Origin of the sequence: Bacillus sp. Cr_A10 (assembly GCF_029222665.1) — a bacterium.
Taxonomy (GTDB): Bacteria; Bacillota; Bacilli; order Bacillales_A; family Planococcaceae; genus Psychrobacillus.
The window spans coordinates 83734-101440 of sequence record NZ_JARHXR010000010.1 but is presented as its reverse complement, the minus strand read 5'-3'; the positions used below and the strand labels follow the sequence as shown (position 1 = coordinate 101440).

At 34.7% G+C, this 17707-nt stretch carries 18 protein-coding genes; 16 read left to right on the top strand and 2 right to left on the bottom strand.

Annotation, left to right across the window (positions count from 1 at the left end; all coding sequences use genetic code 11):
- The first annotated feature begins 18 nt into the window (after nucleotides 1–18).
- The 3 genes from P2Q73_RS12665 (at nucleotide 19) to P2Q73_RS12655 (ending at nucleotide 2766) form a co-directional block, all read left to right on the top strand.
- Nucleotides 19–186 (top strand): hypothetical protein, encoded by a 168-nt coding sequence (locus P2Q73_RS12665; protein WP_172794360.1) that lies wholly within the window; start codon nucleotides 19–21, stop codon nucleotides 184–186.
- Between the two features lie 118 nt (nucleotides 187–304).
- Complete coding sequence (locus P2Q73_RS12660; RefSeq protein ID WP_056830726.1) at nucleotides 305–1756, top strand: magnesium transporter CorA family protein; 1452 nt, start codon at nucleotides 305–307, stop codon at nucleotides 1754–1756.
- Nucleotides 1757–1863: 107 nt separating this feature from the next.
- Complete coding sequence (locus tag P2Q73_RS12655) at nucleotides 1864–2766, top strand: DMT family transporter (RefSeq protein WP_056830724.1); 903 nt, start codon at nucleotides 1864–1866, stop codon at nucleotides 2764–2766.
- Nucleotides 2767–2851: 85 nt separating this feature from the next.
- On the opposite strand, the gene P2Q73_RS12650 is transcribed toward P2Q73_RS12655, so the two are convergent.
- A complete protein-coding gene (locus P2Q73_RS12650; protein WP_275787932.1) occupies nucleotides 2852–3829 on the bottom strand; it encodes an ABC transporter substrate-binding protein in 978 nt (325 codons plus the stop codon).
- A 197-nt stretch (nucleotides 3830–4026) separates the two neighbouring features.
- Here P2Q73_RS12650 and P2Q73_RS12645 point away from each other — a divergent pair, with 197 nt between their 5' ends.
- The 13 genes from P2Q73_RS12645 (at nucleotide 4027) to P2Q73_RS12585 (ending at nucleotide 16480) form a co-directional block, all read left to right on the top strand.
- Entirely contained in the window at nucleotides 4027–5031 is a 1005-nt protein-coding gene (locus tag P2Q73_RS12645) for a FecCD family ABC transporter permease (RefSeq protein WP_275787736.1), read from the top strand.
- Nucleotides 5028–6083, top strand: coding sequence for a FecCD family ABC transporter permease (locus tag P2Q73_RS12640; protein WP_053591468.1), 1056 nt, complete (start codon nucleotides 5028–5030; stop codon nucleotides 6081–6083). The genes P2Q73_RS12645 and P2Q73_RS12640 overlap by 4 nt, the downstream gene beginning before the upstream one ends.
- Nucleotides 6084–6113: 30 nt before the next feature.
- Nucleotides 6114–6926, top strand: a complete 813-nt coding sequence (locus P2Q73_RS12635; RefSeq protein ID WP_053591469.1) for an ABC transporter ATP-binding protein — start codon at nucleotides 6114–6116, stop codon at nucleotides 6924–6926.
- Nucleotides 6927–7652: an IucA/IucC family C-terminal-domain containing protein gene (locus P2Q73_RS12630; RefSeq protein WP_275787731.1), complete on the top strand. Its 726-nt coding sequence runs from the start codon at nucleotides 6927–6929 to the stop codon at nucleotides 7650–7652.
- A gap of 481 nt (nucleotides 7653–8133) precedes the next feature.
- Nucleotides 8134–9081 carry an NAD-dependent epimerase/dehydratase family protein gene (locus P2Q73_RS12625; protein ID WP_275787729.1) on the top strand — a complete coding sequence of 316 codons (948 nt, stop codon included), beginning with the start codon at nucleotides 8134–8136 and terminating at the stop codon, nucleotides 9079–9081.
- Between the two features lie 203 nt (nucleotides 9082–9284).
- Nucleotides 9285–9806 carry a tubby C-terminal domain-like protein gene (locus P2Q73_RS12620; RefSeq protein ID WP_275787726.1) on the top strand — a complete coding sequence of 174 codons (522 nt, stop codon included), beginning with the start codon at nucleotides 9285–9287 and terminating at the stop codon, nucleotides 9804–9806.
- A 27-nt stretch (nucleotides 9807–9833) separates the two neighbouring features.
- Complete coding sequence (locus tag P2Q73_RS12615; RefSeq protein WP_275787724.1) at nucleotides 9834–10709, top strand: DMT family transporter; 876 nt, start codon at nucleotides 9834–9836, stop codon at nucleotides 10707–10709.
- 2 nt (nucleotides 10710–10711) lie between these two features.
- Nucleotides 10712–11239 carry a GNAT family N-acetyltransferase gene (locus P2Q73_RS12610; protein ID WP_275787722.1) on the top strand — a complete coding sequence of 176 codons (528 nt, stop codon included), beginning with the start codon at nucleotides 10712–10714 and terminating at the stop codon, nucleotides 11237–11239.
- A gap of 147 nt (nucleotides 11240–11386) precedes the next feature.
- A complete protein-coding gene (locus P2Q73_RS12605) occupies nucleotides 11387–11821 on the top strand; it encodes a MarR family winged helix-turn-helix transcriptional regulator (protein ID WP_275787720.1) in 435 nt (144 codons plus the stop codon).
- Nucleotides 11822–11842: 21 nt separating this feature from the next.
- Nucleotides 11843–12313 (top strand): glutathione peroxidase, encoded by a 471-nt coding sequence (locus tag P2Q73_RS12600; RefSeq protein WP_056830707.1) that lies wholly within the window; start codon nucleotides 11843–11845, stop codon nucleotides 12311–12313.
- A gap of 125 nt (nucleotides 12314–12438) precedes the next feature.
- Complete coding sequence (locus P2Q73_RS12595; protein WP_053591476.1) at nucleotides 12439–12798, top strand: hypothetical protein; 360 nt, start codon at nucleotides 12439–12441, stop codon at nucleotides 12796–12798.
- A 349-nt stretch (nucleotides 12799–13147) separates the two neighbouring features.
- Nucleotides 13148–14542 carry an MATE family efflux transporter gene (locus P2Q73_RS12590; RefSeq protein WP_053591477.1) on the top strand — a complete coding sequence of 465 codons (1395 nt, stop codon included), beginning with the start codon at nucleotides 13148–13150 and terminating at the stop codon, nucleotides 14540–14542.
- A 273-nt stretch (nucleotides 14543–14815) separates the two neighbouring features.
- On the top strand, nucleotides 14816–16480 hold the full coding sequence (locus P2Q73_RS12585) for a sensor domain-containing protein (protein ID WP_275787714.1): 1665 nt from the start codon (nucleotides 14816–14818) through the stop codon (nucleotides 16478–16480).
- A 38-nt stretch (nucleotides 16481–16518) separates the two neighbouring features.
- Here the strand turns inward: P2Q73_RS12585 and P2Q73_RS12580 are convergent, their stop codons facing one another.
- Nucleotides 16519–17700, bottom strand: coding sequence for an aminotransferase class I/II-fold pyridoxal phosphate-dependent enzyme (locus tag P2Q73_RS12580; RefSeq protein WP_053591479.1), 1182 nt, complete (start codon nucleotides 17698–17700; stop codon nucleotides 16519–16521).
- Nucleotides 17701–17707: the final 7 nt, after the last annotated feature.

Sequence of the window (17707 nt, the reverse complement as noted above, 5' to 3'; positions counted from 1 at the left end):
CAAGGAGGTGAGCATTTCATGGGAAACAATAATCGTAATAACACGGTTCGTAATAACAACCAAAACAACCAAGCTGAGTTCGCTGACGACTTCAACTTTCAAAATTTAAATAATACGAATAACAATGAGCGAAATAATAATAAAAACAAAAACAATCGTAACAAACAAAACAACAAACAAAAATAATACTCGATAAATGAATACAGTTCTTCCTAAAGGGATATTAGGAAGAACTGTGTTTTTGTTTAGCGTTTCACGGATTGAGGTATAATCTATCAAAGGAATAGATCAGGGGGTCGTTTAGATGGTGGAGAAAATAAAAATACATAATCTTACTATCTCCAAGTCATATATGACATTCTTATTTCCTTTTTCTTTTCGCGAGAAAGAACGGGCTGATTTAATGGAGAGCCTAGTAGAGCACCAGTTTGACTATTTTAAATTAAAAAATATAGATTTACAGGATCTTTATTATGGGAAAGGTATTAAAATTAGTCATAAAGAATTAGATCAATTTTTTCTACCGTATATTGAAGACAAACTATTTCCTTTTTCCACTAAAGACAGAGGTTTTTTACGTTATTCCAAACAAATAAGGGACTCCTATGTTTACGAAGTAAATGGAAACAACTTAGATTTTACTTTAAATAGCATCGATATTATATTGTGCCCATTTGGAATAGGATTAATAACCATTCGCACAGAGATGGATAAAAAACAAGAAAGTCTAACGAATGTTTTGGATTTTATGAATCATTTTCGTGTATTAGAGGCAAAGATTGAAGAGGAAAAAGGCGGTAAAATAATTCATCAAAACGGAAAGTTTGATTCAACGAGTGAGCTTATTTTAGATTATTTATGCCATAATTTAAAGCCATTTATCATACGAAACAAGAAATTAGAAGGGTACTACGGAAGTTTACCTTACTTTGAAGATGAACGAATGCTTGCGTCTGCCTTTTTTATAGCAGGCGAGAACCAGACAATAACAAATGACCAATTATTTAGAATGGGACAGTTGGATGGAAAAGATTCAAAAGGGCAGGAGTTTATCTCGGCGAATAATCCAAAATATATTGAACGCTATATTGAGAAACGGTTGTATGATCGATGGGCACCAAGTACATATATTATTACTTCTGAACACACACAGACTACTGTTTCAGTGGGAAAAAATCGTGAGTTAGAGGATGAAATTTCACACTTTATGGGTATTCATTATTATAATTTATGGCTTCATTACTACTATAAAATAATGCTGTTAAAACTCTCTTTCGAACATAGCGAAGTAAGTTGGTCAAAGGATCAGGAATATGTAGAGGAATTAATAGAAATGATTTCAAAGTTCGATTCTCGCTACTTTTTTAAAAATGTTTCGGTTCGAATGGAAGGTAAAGAGCTTACAAAAATATTGAAGGAGACATTTAATATAAATACTTTGTTTGAAGAAGTGAAAAATACGGTAGATGACCTTAATCAGGCACAGGAAAAACAACGGGATAAGAGACAAAACATGTTGTTATTTATGTTAACGGTTTTTACAGTGGTTTCAGGAATTTATGGTATGAACTTAATTATAGAAGACTGGAAAGGGAAAACGGATTGGTCAAAAGTATCGGGGTACTCCTTTTTTGAATGGATATCACTGCTAACAGCATTAATAGGGATTTCATTATCTGTTCTTTTACTTGCAACGGAAGGAATAAAAGGTATTCGTAATATATATAGGAAAAGAAAAAGAGATTCCTTTAAATAACTTTCTATCGATAAGATAGAAAGTTTATTTTATGTTTCACTTTCCGTTCGTTATCTATTATATTAAAGTACGAAAAGAAAATAAGGGAAGTTATGAGGTAAGTTATAATGAATCAAGGAACTACATCGAAATCCATCGTATTACCATTGATTATTTCTATAGTTGCAATTTCCTTTGCTGCGATTTTTGTGAAATGGTCGAATGCACCAGCAACTATTTTAAGTATGTATCGCATGATTTTAGCATGCTTTTTATTATTACCAATTGTATTGATTAAAAGAAAAGAGTTTCAAAAAATAACTAGAAGAGAATGGGTATTGTTATTCATTTCTGGCATATTTTTAGCACTTCACTTCGCTCTTTGGTTTGGTTCTTTAAAGTTAACTACTGTAGCGAGTTCGACAATTATTCTTGCCCTCCAACCCATTATTGCTTTGATTGGCGGAGCGATTTTCTTTAAAGAACAAACAACTAAATCTGCCTTAATGACGATGGCAATAGCAGTTGTAGGAGCAGTTATGGTAGGGTGGGGTGATTTTGGTTTAAGTAAAAATGCCATTATTGGAGATATTCTTTCATTCCTAAGTGTTATTGCTGTGGTGGGATATCTATTAATAGGACAAAGTGTCGTCAAAAAAGTGTCCCATTGGATATATAGCTTTTCTGTTTTCGCTTTTGCAGCAGTTGCGTTGATTGTGTACAATATTGCAACAAGCGTTCAGATAAGTGGTTACGATGCAAAAGAATGGGGTATTTTTGTGCTACTTGCAATAGTGCCGACCATATCACATGTGATTAACAACTGGCTAATGAATTTTGTTAGTGCAACTACTATATCTATGAGTATTTTGGGAGAGCCGGTAGGGGCGACTATTTTAGCGGCAATTATTTTAAATGAACGACTCGTAGCCATGCAAATTATGGGAGGCATACTTGTGTTGCTGGGAGTATTTTTCTTTTTGCTACAGCAAATAAAACGAAATGAAAAGGTAAAAAAACTAGACTTCTAGTAGACTAAATATAAATTGTTTAATCCTACTAAAATAAAAAGACTACAAACATCTCATTTTTCGAGTTTGTAGTCTTTTTATTTATTTATTTTTTATTAAAGATATCTTCGATTTCATCTAACATGATATTTGCCGCCAAAACACCACCGGCTGTATTCCAAATAGCATCACTTACTTCATAAACATTCCCGCTTTTTACAGCGTTTAAATTTTTCCAAAGAGGATCGTTCGTCCATTCAGCAGCGGTATCTAGTGCTGCTTGGTCACCTTGTGGTGCATATGTGAAGTAGAATAACACATCTCCATCCATTTTCGGTATAACTTCTTTTCCTACTTCTATAGCTAAATTACCAAGCTTGTTATCAGCTGTAAAAAGTTCCGATTGCTGAGCAGCACGTTTAAATCCTAATTGATCAAAAATAACTCCAGAGAACGAGTCAGTATAATAAATTCTAGATTTACCTGCCATAAAGCGTACAACAGAAATTTCTTGGTTCACTTTGTCCCCTAGACTTTGTTTTACTTCTTCTATATGAGTGTCAAATTGACTTAATACTTCGTTTCCTTTTTCTTCAAGGTTTAATGCCTTAGCGTATAATGTGAAGTTTTCTTTCCAATCGCCTCGTAATGTATCAGAGAACACAGTAGGAGCAATTGCGCTTAACTGCTCGTAAACAGCTTCTTGACGTAGTTTGTTCCCAATAATTAAATCTGGTTTTAAGGCTGCTATCTTTTCTAAATTTACCTCTTGCTCTACGCCTACAACTTCTACGTTCTTCATATCCTCACTAATGTGGTCATACCAAGGATCTCCTAACCAAGATTGAACAGCACCTACAGGTGTTACTCCTAAAGCAAGTAAGGCTTCCGTACCTTCGTTAGTAAGAATTACAACCTTTTCAGGTGTTTTTTCAATTGTAGTAGTACCCATTGCATGTTCTACTGTATAGCTTGTGTCTTCTTTGTCCTCTTTACCTGTTGTAGTAGCGTCTTCTTTCGTTTGTCCGCACGCTGTTAATAACAATAAAGAAAATATAGAAATAATAGCGAAAAACTTTTTCATATTATTCACTTAGATTGCCTCCTAAATTCAAATGTTAATGATAATCATTTTCAATACAAGCTTTATAATAGTGCTCTATTTAACTTATGTCAATAAGAAATTGAAAATGATTCTCAAACTCATTGACACTCCTTAAAACTTACAATAGACTAGGGTGTAAATAGCGTTTATAAAAGTGTCTTAGAAAGGTTACTGTTATGTTATTAAAATCAAAGGGGCAAAGATTACTTGGTCTAATCATAGCCGTTTCTCTATTAGTCTTATTAATGTGTGCAAGTATCGTTTACGGATATACGGAAACTTCTTGGAAGATGATTCTAGATGCTTTTCAAAATAATAATGGTTCCAATGAACATATAGTGATTGAAACAGTGAGGTTGCCTCGAGCTCTTATTGCTGCTGCTGTTGGAAGTAGCTTAGCCATTTCAGGGGTCTTAATGCAAACTCTTACGAAAAATCCACTTGCTTCGCCTGGGATTTTTGGTGTGAATGCGGGAGCTGGATTTGCAGTAGTTTTAGCAGTTACTTTATTCTCGGTAAGTAATCTTCAAGCATTTACTTGGATATCCTTTTTAGGAGCGGCAGTAGCAGCAATTGCTGTATATACTATTGGCGCAACAGGAAGAGAAGGGCTCACACCTATGAAACTAACTCTAGCTGGAGCCGCTATGTCAGCTATGTTTGCCTCTTTTACACAAGGATTTCTTGTTATAAATGAAGCTGCTTTTGAGCAGGTGCTATTTTGGTTAGCTGGATCAGTTGAAGGTAGAAAGATGGAAATCTTATTAAATGTTTTACCTTATTTACTGTTAGGTTGGTTAGGTTCTATTATTATAGCTTCTAAAATGAATGTTCTATCTATGGGTGAAGATGTTGCCAAAGGCTTAGGTGTAAATACTGGGTTTTTAAAAATTGTAGTGGCAATTATCGTCATTTTATTAGCAGGAGGATCCGTAGCTATCGCCGGACCAATTGGCTTTATTGGAATTGTGGTTCCCCATCTTACTAGATTTATCGTTGGTATTGATCATCGTTGGCTTATACCTTTTTCAGGTGTTCTAGGAGGAATTTTGTTACTTGTTGCAGATATATTAGCGAGATATGTCATTATGCCTCAAGAAATTCCAGTAGGTGTAATGACTGCTATCATAGGGACTCCATTCTTCATCTACATTGCAAGAAAGGGGTTTAATGCACGATGAATCAATACAAAAGCTTTAGAGCGTTAAAAGGAAAAATATCCTTTCTATTTGATAAAAAAGCTATATTCGTTTTAATAAGTTTCCTTGTAATTACGGGAGTTGTATTTATTGTCAGCACCGGTTTAGGCGATATGAGATTAAGCCCTCTAACGGTCTTGAGCGTTCTTTTTGGTGGTGGAAGCGACATGGAACAGCTTGTAGTCCAATCATTCCGATTACCTAGAATTATTGTAGCACTAATGGTAGGGATTGCTTTAGCGGTAGCTGGTGGAATCCTTCAAGGAATGATACGAAATCCATTGGCTTCGCCAGACATTTTAGGAATAACTGGCGGAGCATCCGTGGCAGTTGTAAGTTTTTTATCCTTCTTCAGTGATACAAATAACTCTTTAACGGTAAGTATTAAATGGCTACCTCTTGCAGCGTTTGTTGGTGCAGGGGTCATCGCGCTCCTAGTATACGTTCTAGCTTGGAAAAACGGCGTATCACCTATAAGAATAGTGCTTATCGGAATAGGGATTTCGGCGCTCATGCAAGCATTAACTACATTGATGATGATTATGGGACCGATTTATAGGGCGAGCCAAGCGAATATATGGATTACTGGTAGTGTTTATGGTTCTAGCTGGAGTAATGTAGCTATATTAGTGCCGTGGACGATTATTTTTGTTACGATTGCCTTCATTATGGTAAAAAATATAAATATTTTAGAGCTTGGAGATGACATAGCTACAGGAGTAGGGGGAAGTATTCAACGACAACGTTTCTTCTTATTGTTAGTAAGCACTGCACTTGTAGGAGGTTCTGTAGCATTTGCGGGTGGTATTGGATTCGTCGGTTTAATGGCTCCTCATATGGCAAGAAGGTTAGTAGGATCTTCTTTTGGAGCACTTTTACCAGTGTCGGCATTAATTGGTGGGATATTGGTTATGTTAGCTGATTTAATCGGGAGAACAATGTTTTCTCCTTTGGAAATTCCTGCGGGTGTATTTACGGCAGGAATAGGGGCACCTTATTTTATTTATTTATTGTTTAAAACAAGGAATGCATAATAGTGATATTGAAAAAAGGAGTGTATTGAAATGAAACAAGTGATTGAAACACAAAATTTAACCCTCTCGTATGGGGAGAGTATTATTATAAATGATTTAAATCTTCAAATACCAAAAGGGGAAATTACTGTTTTCATTGGTGGAAACGGGTGTGGAAAATCAACACTTCTTCGTTCAATTGCTCGATTGTTAAAACCGAAAACCGGCGCAGTATTGCTAGAAGGAGACGCAATATCTAAAATGTCCACAAAGGATGTTGCAAAGCAAATGTCTATTCTACCACAGTCTCCAATTGCCCCTGAAGGTTTGACTGTGCTTCAATTAGTAAAACAAGGAAGATATCCTTACCAAACATGGTTAAAGCAATGGACAGAGGAAGACGAAGAAAAAGTAACAAATGCCTTAAAAGCAACAGGTATTGAAGACTTAAAAGATCGTCCGGTAGATTCTTTATCTGGAGGGCAACGCCAAAGAGCATGGATTGCTATGACTTTAGCTCAAGATACGGATATTATCCTTTTGGATGAGCCGACTACATATCTTGATATGACACATCAAATTGAGATTCTTGATTTACTTTATGAACTAAATGAAAAAGAGAAACGAACAATCGTAATGGTGCTACATGATTTAAATTTGGCATGCCGGTACGCGGATAATATAGTTGCGATTAAGGATCAGAAAATTTATGCACAAGGTAAACCAGAGCATATAATAAGCTGTCCGTTAGTAAAAAATGTGTTTGGTATGGACTGTCAGATTACAAAAGATCCTCTTTTTGGTACGCCATTATGTATTCCATTCGGTAAGGGAAGATGCATTTTAGAGGAAGTAGGACTTTAATTGAATTTAAATCTCGATAAACTCCGAACATTACGTTTGACTACAGAAAAATTGGATTCTTCTCTTTCAATTGAAACGTCAAAACTCTTGGATGAATCCTATTTAAAGAATTATTTAGTTTCCTTACAGCATCACATTGGGGCTGCTAATATAAAGGTTGCAGCTTCTATTTTTATAAAAAGATATGCATTTTTGTCTGTTATTTATTTGTATACGATGACCACTTGTAATAAAAGATTAAATATCTCATTTGAAAATGTCTCATTAGAAACGAAAGATAGTGATGAACTTTGGCTTCCTTTTTTCTACTTTCACCATCTAGATGTGCAAAATCTCGAAGGGAATCGAGAGGATTGGCGGGAAAGCAGTATAGAGAGCCTTTTTAAAGAACACTTATCACCAATACTAAACATTCTCTCTAATGTCGCGAAAGTGTCGAAGCTTGTTTTATGGGAAAATATTGCGGTTTATATTTTCTGGCTGTATGAGACTGTTTTGCTAGAGGAAGAAATATCTCGAAATGTTGTAAAACGTGCAGAGGAAGACTTTCATTTTATCCTTTCACCTACATCAAGTAAGCTCTTTGGTGAGTATAGTGAAAATCCTTTAGCAAGATATTACAAAAAAGAGTTAGGAATTAGAGGTAGGAAAAGAATTACTTGCTGTTACTCGCATTTAACGAATAGTGGTAAGTATTGCACAACATGTCCGCATATAAAAAACTAGACACCAAAAATGTCTAGTTTTTTTCTTTTTCCTTTAAAAATCCACCTTCAGTCAATAATTCTTTAATTTCATCTTTATTTAAAGAGGTTGGAGAAATTTTGATTGAAACTTTATTAAAAACAGTTGATAAAGGGGCTACAATTTCTGCGTTACCATGTCATTCGTTTATCTGAAATAATCTTACTTTGCTACGCTACCGCTTCTACAAGATCATTCCCACCTCGAAAGCATAAAACTTCGTATTATCTTCTAAGATAGCTATATTCTTCTGAACCCTAATTCCAAAGTTTCTATAAACCCTCCTCATTCTACTAGATATTCTCTATGCTAATTAAACACCAGTTATTAGAGACAATTTTCCGATGAATGAATGTCCTTGCTATTCAACATCTATTTTTTAGGAATCTATATTTGTTGGCAAATGTCCCATTAATAATCTTTAGTACTGCATATAGTATGGAAAAATAGAAGGAGATTAGTTATGAAAGTAATCGTTTCAGGGGGTGCTGGTTTCATCGGTTCGCATCTAGTAGATAAACTTATTTCGAAAGGAATGGAGGTTCACGTTCTTGATAATTTAAGCTCAGGACAAATTGGACAAGTAAATCCCCAAGCACATATGCATGTAGTGGATATTTGTAGTGAAGACGCAAAAAATATAATTACGAATATTCGACCAGATGCAATTTTTCATTTAGCTGCTCAATCGGATGTAGGGAAATCTGTACAAAATCCTAGTTATGATGCGGATGTCAATATTATTGGAACTATTAATATGTTAGAAGCCTGCAAAAATGCAAGGGTAAAAAAATTTATTTTCGCAAGTACTTCCGCAGTATATGGAAATTTAGATAAAGGACTCTTAAACGAAGAGGATGATACTGACCCGTCTTCTTATTATGGTTTATCCAAGTTGACTGCTGAGTCCTACATAAGGCTTTTTTATGAGCTTTATAGACAAAACTATACAATTTTGAGATTTGCAAATGTGTATGGGCCTAGACAAATGCCAAAAGGGGAAGGTGGAGTTGTATCTGTCTTTTTCGATCGTATTAATAAGGGTGGAAAAATTAGCGTTCATGGGGATGGAAAACAAACTAGAGACTTCGTCTATGTAAAGGATGTTGTGGATGCGAATATCGCCAGTATAGAGTGTGGAGACCAAGAAACGATACAGATTAGCACCTCACAACGAACTTCCGTTAATGAAATACTCTCTCTAATAAGTGACATAAACGGAGTCCAAGCACCAAAAGAATTTACATCTCCAAGAGAAGGAGATATTAAACATAGTTGTCTTTGTAATCAAAAGGCACTAGACATCTTAAAGTGGAGTCCGATGTATAGCATAGAAGAGGGATTAAGGGAGACGTTTTATTTCCACAAAGCTTTCGCTATAAATGTACAAGAGGAAGAAGTAAATGAGTAGATTGTGCTTAGAAGATTAGAGGATTGCCAAATGACTAAGGAGTTATTAGAGTCGGGATGGGAACCTTTAATTCCATTCAAAAAATCGTTAGAAGATATACTAAATTATCAACGTCAAACCCTGCTTTAGAATTTTGTTCTAAAGCAGGTTTTAAGTATGATAAGGTTAAAGAAATAGGGAGACATTTAAAAGGAGAATAATATATGCAAAAATATACATATAAACATCCCAATGCAATTGAAACAACAACGCGAATCCATGTATACGATGATACCGGAAAAATTACTCATTCATTTGAACGGTATTATTCAAATAGCCTAAAAAAATTCTTTGATAAAGCAATGGACTATCGTTATTTTTTATACTATAAAGTCTATGATGCGAATGAAACACTTGTTTTTACTTGTAAAAAAGTTTCCAAAAAAGGTAGAGTTTATTATGAAGCGATAGACCATTTACAACAAAAGACATATATAGTAGCTTACGACAAATGGAAAGAACTAATCCCAGATCTTACGATTACTGATGGTAACATACAAATCCGAATTCAAAAAGAAATGGAGAACTGGTCTCTTTTTACACATAACGAAAAAGAAATTGCTCGATGGAAGGCAGAAATAGGAGATCAGTTTTCAATCTATTTAGAAATAGAAGATGACTCACCAATACAAAACGTTGCTTTCTTTATAGCTATTAGTCAATGTGCATTGTTTGTTGGAGGGTGACATCTTGGGAAGGGATGGTTTAATTAGATGAATGGAGCAGCAATGTTCAAAATGACTTTATCCATGGCCATATTTGGCTCTATCGGTTTTTTTACCGGAAAGACAGGCATACCAGCGGTGGAATTGGTTTTTGTCCGTTGTATTTGTGCGACTATTTTTTTAGGATTATGTTGGGTCATTTCAGGGCAACACAAAGTGGAGGTTTGGAAAAAGAGAGAAGTTTTACAAACAATCGCTTGTGGAATCTTTCTAGTGCTTAACTGGGTGTTTTTATTTAAAGCCTTTGAAGAAATGTCGATTACGATTGCCATCTCTATTTATAATCTTGCTCCTATATTTGTATTGATATTAGGAAGTTTGATTTTAAAAGAAAAGATGAGTATCGCCTCTTTATTAGCTATTATTGTATGTTTTCTTGGCAGCATATTGATTATTGGACTACAAGATTTTAGTTCATGGACAAACTTTTTAGATTCAGGTTTTGTCTGGGCGTTTTTATCGGCCTTATGTTATGCAATGACCATGCTACTTGGAAAAGGAATTGATCATTTGAGTGCTTATGCAATGACGTTTCTCCAAACAGCCATTGGTATTCTTATACTTTTCCCCTTTATGGATTTTGATGTGTTTCATAGTTTAAGTGGGTCCAATTGGTTCTATATTTTAGGAACAGGATTGATACATACCGGTTTTGTCTATTATTTATTTTTTGATAGTTTACGAAAGTTATCGACTGTCGTCATATCGGCCTTGGTTTTTGTTGATCCGGTCGTTGCAATTTTACTCGATACTATTATATTAGATTTTCGTCCATCCATATTACAAACCGTTGGGATACTCCTCATTTTCGTAGGAATTATCTATACTATAATTAAACCAAAAACAACTTCCATAGGAGAATGAGTATGCTATTTCAAAAAGGTCGATTAATCGTTCGTGAATTAGATTTTGAAGATAGACATAAATTAGCAGAGTGGCTTTCCAATCCTGTTGTTCTTGAATTTTACGAAGGTAGGGACAATCCATTTAATATAGAGAAGGTTATACAAGTATTTTTTCATCCAGAAGATGAAGTTGGTTGTATGGTTGAGTGGGAAGAGGAAGCAGTGGGTTATATTCAATTTTATCGATTAGATGATGAAACAAAAGAAGAGTACGGGTATACACAGGAGAATATCTATGGAATGGATCAATTCATAGGAGAAAACAAGCATTGGAATAAAGGGATTGGACAAAAATTGGTTCGTGCTATGGTTTCCTATTTAATTGAACACAAACAAGCAGAAATCATTGTGATGGATCCGCAAACTTGGAATAAAAGGGCGATTCACTGCTATGAAAAGTGCGGCTTTAAAAAGATAAAATTATTACCTAAGCGAGAATTACATGAAGGGGAATATAAAGATTGTTGGCTGATGGAGTTAAGTCATTAAATGAAGTGTATGGAAGTTTTCTAAGTGAAAACTACATACACTTTTTTTATTAGGATAGATGCTTTTTATTTTACTTTTTGTACGGTTTTCTATAGAATAATAATATATCGTGTACGATGTATAATTATTTATGTATAGGTGGTTTATATGGCTAAATCTTCAAAACTGGATCAGCAATTATGCTTTGAGGTGTACAAAGCTTCAAGTAATTTTTCTAAATTATATGCTCGAACTTTGGAGCCTTTTCAATTAACGTTTACACAGTATCTAGTGTTGTTGGCGCTATGGGAGGAAGATTATTTACTAACAAAGGATATCGGTAATCGATTAGGTCTTGGAATAGGGACATTAAATCCTATTATAAATCGAATGATTGATAGTGGATGGTTACACAAGATACAATCTGATAAAGATAAGCGAGCATTTATTATTTCTTTGACAGAAAAAGCGAAAAGAGAAAAGAAGCCGATAGAAAAGGCGATTATGGACAAAATAATAAGTTGTAATTTCTTAGATATAAACACGCAAACACTCATGTCTAACTTGAAAGGTTTAAATAATTTCTTGACACAGGTAGAATAAAAAATTCCAGGAGTGATAATGTTGAGTATTTATGATATTAAAGTAAAAACTTCAGATGGTGTCGAATACGAGTTAAACGATTATAAAGGAAAGCCGATGCTAATCGTTAATACTGCCACAAAATGTGGTCTTAGCAATCAGTTTGATGGATTGGAAAAGCTATACAATCAATACAAAGATCAAGGCCTGGTGGTGCTTGGATTCCCATCCAATCAATTTCATCAAGAGGTGACCAATTCAGAAGAAGCTGCCCAAGCTTGTCGGATGACCTATGGTGTAACATTTCCAATGCATGAAATTGTAAAAGTAAATGGAAAGGAAGCACATCCTTTATTTAAATACTTAACCACAAACAGTAAGGGATTCCTATCAAACAGTATTAAATGGAATTTTACTAAATTTCTTGTCGATAAAGAGGGCAATTTAGTGGAAAGATATTCCCCAACCGATAACCCAGAATCATTTGAAAAAGATATCATACACGTTTTATAAAAATTATAAGAGGATGACTTGAATCTGTTATAGTGATTCAAGTCATTTTTTGATAGGAACAATGATGTTTAAGTACCTCAGAAAAAAGGAATAATGATGGAAAGGGTTTATGAGGAGGAGAAAAAATGGGGAAACTTACATCGAATGATCAAATATTATTGGCTTATTATGTTTATAACTTTATAGAAGAAAATAAAGAAGAAGCTTTGAAAGAACTAAAAGACACTGTAACAGACAGCCTTCCAGACTTTGATAAAATAATAGCAGAACTTCTTGAAGAGGGATGGATGAGTAACGAGAATGAGGAACTAGGGATTACAAATGAAGGAATTCTTCATATTGATAGTATTTTACATATCCAATCATATGCGACAGAGAGAAATAAACTAGCGTATGTAAAGGATAGTCTTCTAATAAACGAAATAGAATTATCTCCACCAGCACTGAAAGAGTATATTCATAAACATATAGGTATTGAGAAATAAAATAGTGGTCGTCCTCGTATAGGGAAGACCACTCAGAATATAGACGAAAGGTATTAAGATGGCGACTTCTTGATACCTTTTGCCATTTAATATGTATTTTAACAAGTAAATAGCATATCTCTCTCGTTCAATACTTTGGTTATTTTCCCTAAACTTTATAAACGCAAAATTCTTTGAGTTTGTCTACTGTCTGAATGGTCGTCCTATTAAAGTGATGACCATTATTTTATTTCTTTGTATATTTTTTAGTTGTTTAATCTTAAAAAATTAACATAAATTCGATAGTACGAATAACCTTTTTGTGATAAGATTCATCTTATTGAAAAACAATTGAAAAGAAGGAATATTAGTGGCTTTTAGTAAGAAGAATGATTTAGGGGAAAAGTTAAGTTTATTTCACTTAACTTGGCCAATTTTTTTAGAAGTGTTTTTGTTTATGCTCATGGGGATTGCGGATACTTTCATGCTGAGTGCTCTCTCTGATGATGCGGTCTCAGGGGTAGGAGCAGCAAACCAATATATTCACATCGCTATTTTAGTGCTCGAAGTAGTAGGAAACGGAGCAGCTATTGTTGTTTCACAATATTTAGGCTCTAAGCGATATATAGAGGCTTCAAAAATTTCTGGCTTAGCAGTAACGTTAAATTTAGGAGTAGGGATTTTACTTAGTATCGGATTTGTATTGTTTTCCAAAAGCATGATGGTTGCCATGAATTTAACAGGAGATGTGTTAGTTCATGCACATCAGTATCTTTCTATTGTAGGTGGAGCTATTTTTCTACAAGCGGTCATCAATGCATTGGCGGCAATTATCCGTGTACATGGCTATACAAAGCAGACGATGTTTGTTTCATTAGGTATGAATATTATCCATGTACTTGGAAACTATGCTCTTATTTTCGGTAAGTTTGGTTTTCCAGAACTAGGTGTCCAAGGAGCAGCAATCTCATCCGTTGTCAGTCGGCTGATCGCATTGCTAGTATTCTTCTGGTTGCTATATCGAGTCATGGAATATCGTGTTCAAGTGCAATATTACTTTACGATCTCCAAAGAATATATTCAAAAAATATTAAAAATTGGTCTTCCGTCTGCATTTGAACAAATTTTATATCAGGGCTGTCAAATTGTATTTTTATATTACGTTACTTACCTAGGCGCAGAATCATTAGCAGCTAGACAATATGCGGTCAATATTTCTATGTTCACGTATCTTTTTGCTGTTGCAATTGGTATGGGAACTGCAATTATTGTCGGTAGATTCGTTGGGGCAAATGAAAAGGACGAAGCTTATAAATCTGTCTGGTTTAGTGTGAAATGGGCGCTTCTTTTCACACTAGTAATGGTTTCGATTGTAATGATATTCAGAGTTCCGTTCATGAGCCTGTTTACGGATAATGAGCAAATCATTAAAATTGGGGCATCTGTATTACTGCTAAGTTTAGTACTAGAAACTGGCCGTACTATGAATATCGTCATCATAAACTCTTTGCGTGCAGCGGGGGACGCAAGCTTTCCGGTCCTCATGGGTGCTTTGTCTATGGTAATGATGAGTTTACCACTTGGTTACTTTTTAGTTTTTGTATTAGACTTAGGGCTTCCAGGTGTTTGGTTAGCAATTGCAGCTGACGAATGGACACGTGCAATTATTATGTATTTTAGATGGAAGAGTAGGAAATGGGAAAAGTTTGCACTTATTCATCCTAAAGGGAAAGATACTATATCAAATGAAGGCGAAGCATTGTAATTGCTTCGTCTTTTCTAGTTGTTTAAAAGGTTTTTCAGAAGCATATGAGGTGTTAATAGGGCAATGTCTATTCTCTCGCAAATATCACGCGGTAATGATGTTATGACCCCCCTATCCATACCACTCTGAAAATAATAGAAAAGAGGTTTTTCTATTAAACGGAGCTATTAGCGCTTTTAAATGACAATAAATACAAGAAAAAAATAAGAGGATATCTAAACAATCATATGTTTTAATTAGAATATAAGTATCTTGAATTGGAGGTGAATTAGTTTGATCAAAAAATCAATGGAACTTTCTTTCATAAAAGTTTTGATGGAAGGGATACAAGAAATGGTATTTGTTATGGAGGTAGGAGAAGATACTAATTTCTATTATGCTTTTTTTAATAAAGCAGCAATGGAAACCATTCGACTAGACCAAAAAGCCATAGGTAGGACATTTCGAGAAGTACACGATTTTGATAAGGCGTCCTTATTAGAAGCACAATATACAAAAGTTTTAAAAACTGGGGAGCCTGTAACATTTGAAGCTACATATACAAATATAAATGGCGAGATTAGAAACGGGAAGTCTACACTAACACCTATATTTAACGAGGATGGGTCTTTTACTCATATAACTTCTATTACACAGGATATTACAAATGAAAAAATAGCCGAAACAGACCGAGATGTAACGAAAAATCGCCTTGTAAAAGCCGAATCTCAATACCGTTCTTTATTTTATAAAAATTCAGATGCCATTTTTACAATGGACCTGCATGGTCATATATTAGGTGGCAATAAAACATCAGAAAAATTAAGTAAGTATAGTATAGGGGAATTAATAGGTAGAAACTTTATCGAGTTTGTTGATCCAAAAGATCGGGAGAGCGCAAATACATATTTTACGGAATCGATTAACGGAGATTTAAAAGATTATCGTCTGAACTTTGTAGACAAAACTGGGGAACGTATTGGTTGTTTAGTAAAATTCATTCCCATTCACCTTCATCATATAATAAGTGGTATATATGTGATTGTAAAAGATATGAGGGAATTGGACAAACTAGTATCTAAATATGTGGAAAGTGAACAGATTTTTCGAATTATCACTGAAAACGTCCATGACGTCGTTATAATGATGAATCATAACAAAGAATATTTGTATGTTTCGCCATCTAGTAGAGAAGTATTTGGATACGATTACGAGAATAATAGCAATCAAATTCCATCTATTAATATTCATGCAAATGACATTAAATTATTTGAAAACAGGTTCGAGCAATCCATTCGTCATGCAAAACCATTTCAAATACAGCTAAGAGCAAAGCATGAAACGAAAGGTTGGATTTGGACCGAAATTAGTGGATCACCCGTCTATAGTGATGAACATCAATTTCAGTTTATGGTCATGACTGCTAGAGATATATCCATACAAAAGGAGTATGAAAAGAAGCTTGAGTACTTTGCCTATCATGACTCGTTGACTGGTTTGCCAAATCGGCGATTTCTAAGTGACCGATTTTCAGAACTACTTAAAGGAAAAAAGACAGGAATTACTATTATTTTTCTAGATATAGACAACTTCAAGTGTATTAACGATGTATGGGGACATGATATTGGTGATCTTGTCATTCAGGAATTTAGTAAGAGACTAAGCCAATCTATTGAATCTCATGATATAGCTGCTCGACTAGGAGGAGACGAATTTATTGTAATGCTCCCATTTGTAGAAAATGAGGAAGAAGCTATTAAAGCCGCGGAAAAAATACAGCGAGTAATGGAAGGTACATGGAATGTTGAACATGCAGAACTAACTATTACGATAAGTATGGGTATAGCTTTATCCACGCAGGATAATATTACAGATAGCGTTATGTTAAGAAATGCAGATCTTGCTATGTACGAAGCTAAAAGAGCTGGAAAAAATCTATATAAAGTAAAACGTTTCTAAGTGAGGTTAACTTAGAAACGTTTTTTTATAACTTAATATTAAATAGGAGAAGGGACTTGAATCTTAAGTTTCTTTAATTGGTCTACTGCTTTTTTCAGAATCTGGACATCTTGTACTAGTGCAACACGAACGTATCCAGCTCCTGCAGATCCAAAAACGGTACCTGGAACCATAACTACACCTGTTTGATTAATTGCTTCAAATGCAAACTCTTTATCATCCATTTCGTACGGATATTTTGCCCATACGAACATTCCTCCACTAGAAGGTGTCACTGTCCACCCGATATCTTTTAAGCCTTGTGATAAAACTTTATGACGTTCAGTGAAAACTGTACGCAAACGATCTGTTATCTCTTCTGCATTATTTAATGCAGTAATTCCAGCTTCCTGGATGGGTTCAAATATACCAAAATCTAAATTTGATTTAAGCTGTTTCATTATTGTAATCATTTCTGCATTCCCGACAATATAAGCAACTCGCGTACCGGCAAGACTAAAGCTTTTGGATAATGAGTTGATTTCCATTCCTACTTCCATCGCTCCCGGTGTCGCTAAGAAGCTGCTTGGAGAATCTCCAGAAAAATAAAATTCAGAATACGCAGCATCGTGTAAAATAATAACATTGTATTTATTTGCAAATGCTACAGCCTTTTCAAAAAATGCAGGATCTGGCATAGCTGGAACTGGATTTCCTGGTAAATTTAAAATCATTAATTTCGCTTTATAAGCTACTTCCTCAGGAATTGCATCTAAATCAGGTAAAAAATTATTTTCTTCTAATAGATTCATATAGTATGGAACTGCTCCGGCCAATTTAATCCCTGCATCATACGCAACATAGCCAGGATTGGTAGTTAACACATAATCTCCTTCGTTACAAAATGCGATAGGAAGGTGGACAAGCCCCTCTTGAGATCCCATTGTTTGTACAATTTCTGTTTGAGGATCAAGGATGACATTCGTACGTCGTTTATAATAATCAGCAACCGCTTCATAAAAACGTTTTGTTCCATTTAGTGTATAACCATACGAAGTGGCTGAATAACTTTGTTCTGATAATACTTTTCTTGCTTTTTCATCTGGTGGCAGGTCAGGACTACCTAAACTTAAATCATATAGTTCAAAACCTGCAGCTTTTTTAAGCGCGGCGGCTGCTTTTAAGTCTCCGAAAATAGCAGGTTCAAAAATAGACATTTTTTTAGATGGTTCGATAATCAATTAAAAG

Coding starts and splice junctions, on each gene's coding strand:
- P2Q73_RS12645 (WP_275787736.1), top strand. CDS start 4,027: ATGTTATTAAAATCAAAGGGGCAAAGATTACTTGGTCTAATCATAGCC.
- P2Q73_RS12665 (WP_172794360.1), top strand. CDS start 19: ATGGGAAACAATAATCGTAATAACACGGTTCGTAATAACAACCAAAAC.
- P2Q73_RS12650 (WP_275787932.1), bottom strand. CDS start 3,829: ATGAAAAAGTTTTTCGCTATTATTTCTATATTTTCTTTATTGTTATTA.
- P2Q73_RS12655 (WP_056830724.1), top strand. CDS start 1,864: ATGAATCAAGGAACTACATCGAAATCCATCGTATTACCATTGATTATT.
- P2Q73_RS12605 (WP_275787720.1), top strand. CDS start 11,387: ATGGCTAAATCTTCAAAACTGGATCAGCAATTATGCTTTGAGGTGTAC.
- P2Q73_RS12635 (WP_053591469.1), top strand. CDS start 6,114: ATGAAACAAGTGATTGAAACACAAAATTTAACCCTCTCGTATGGGGAG.
- P2Q73_RS12595 (WP_053591476.1), top strand. CDS start 12,439: ATGGGGAAACTTACATCGAATGATCAAATATTATTGGCTTATTATGTT.
- P2Q73_RS12640 (WP_053591468.1), top strand. CDS start 5,028: ATGAATCAATACAAAAGCTTTAGAGCGTTAAAAGGAAAAATATCCTTT.
- P2Q73_RS12620 (WP_275787726.1), top strand. CDS start 9,285: ATGCAAAAATATACATATAAACATCCCAATGCAATTGAAACAACAACG.
- P2Q73_RS12660 (WP_056830726.1), top strand. CDS start 305: ATGGTGGAGAAAATAAAAATACATAATCTTACTATCTCCAAGTCATAT.
- P2Q73_RS12625 (WP_275787729.1), top strand. CDS start 8,134: ATGAAAGTAATCGTTTCAGGGGGTGCTGGTTTCATCGGTTCGCATCTA.
- P2Q73_RS12610 (WP_275787722.1), top strand. CDS start 10,712: ATGCTATTTCAAAAAGGTCGATTAATCGTTCGTGAATTAGATTTTGAA.
- P2Q73_RS12615 (WP_275787724.1), top strand. CDS start 9,834: ATGAATGGAGCAGCAATGTTCAAAATGACTTTATCCATGGCCATATTT.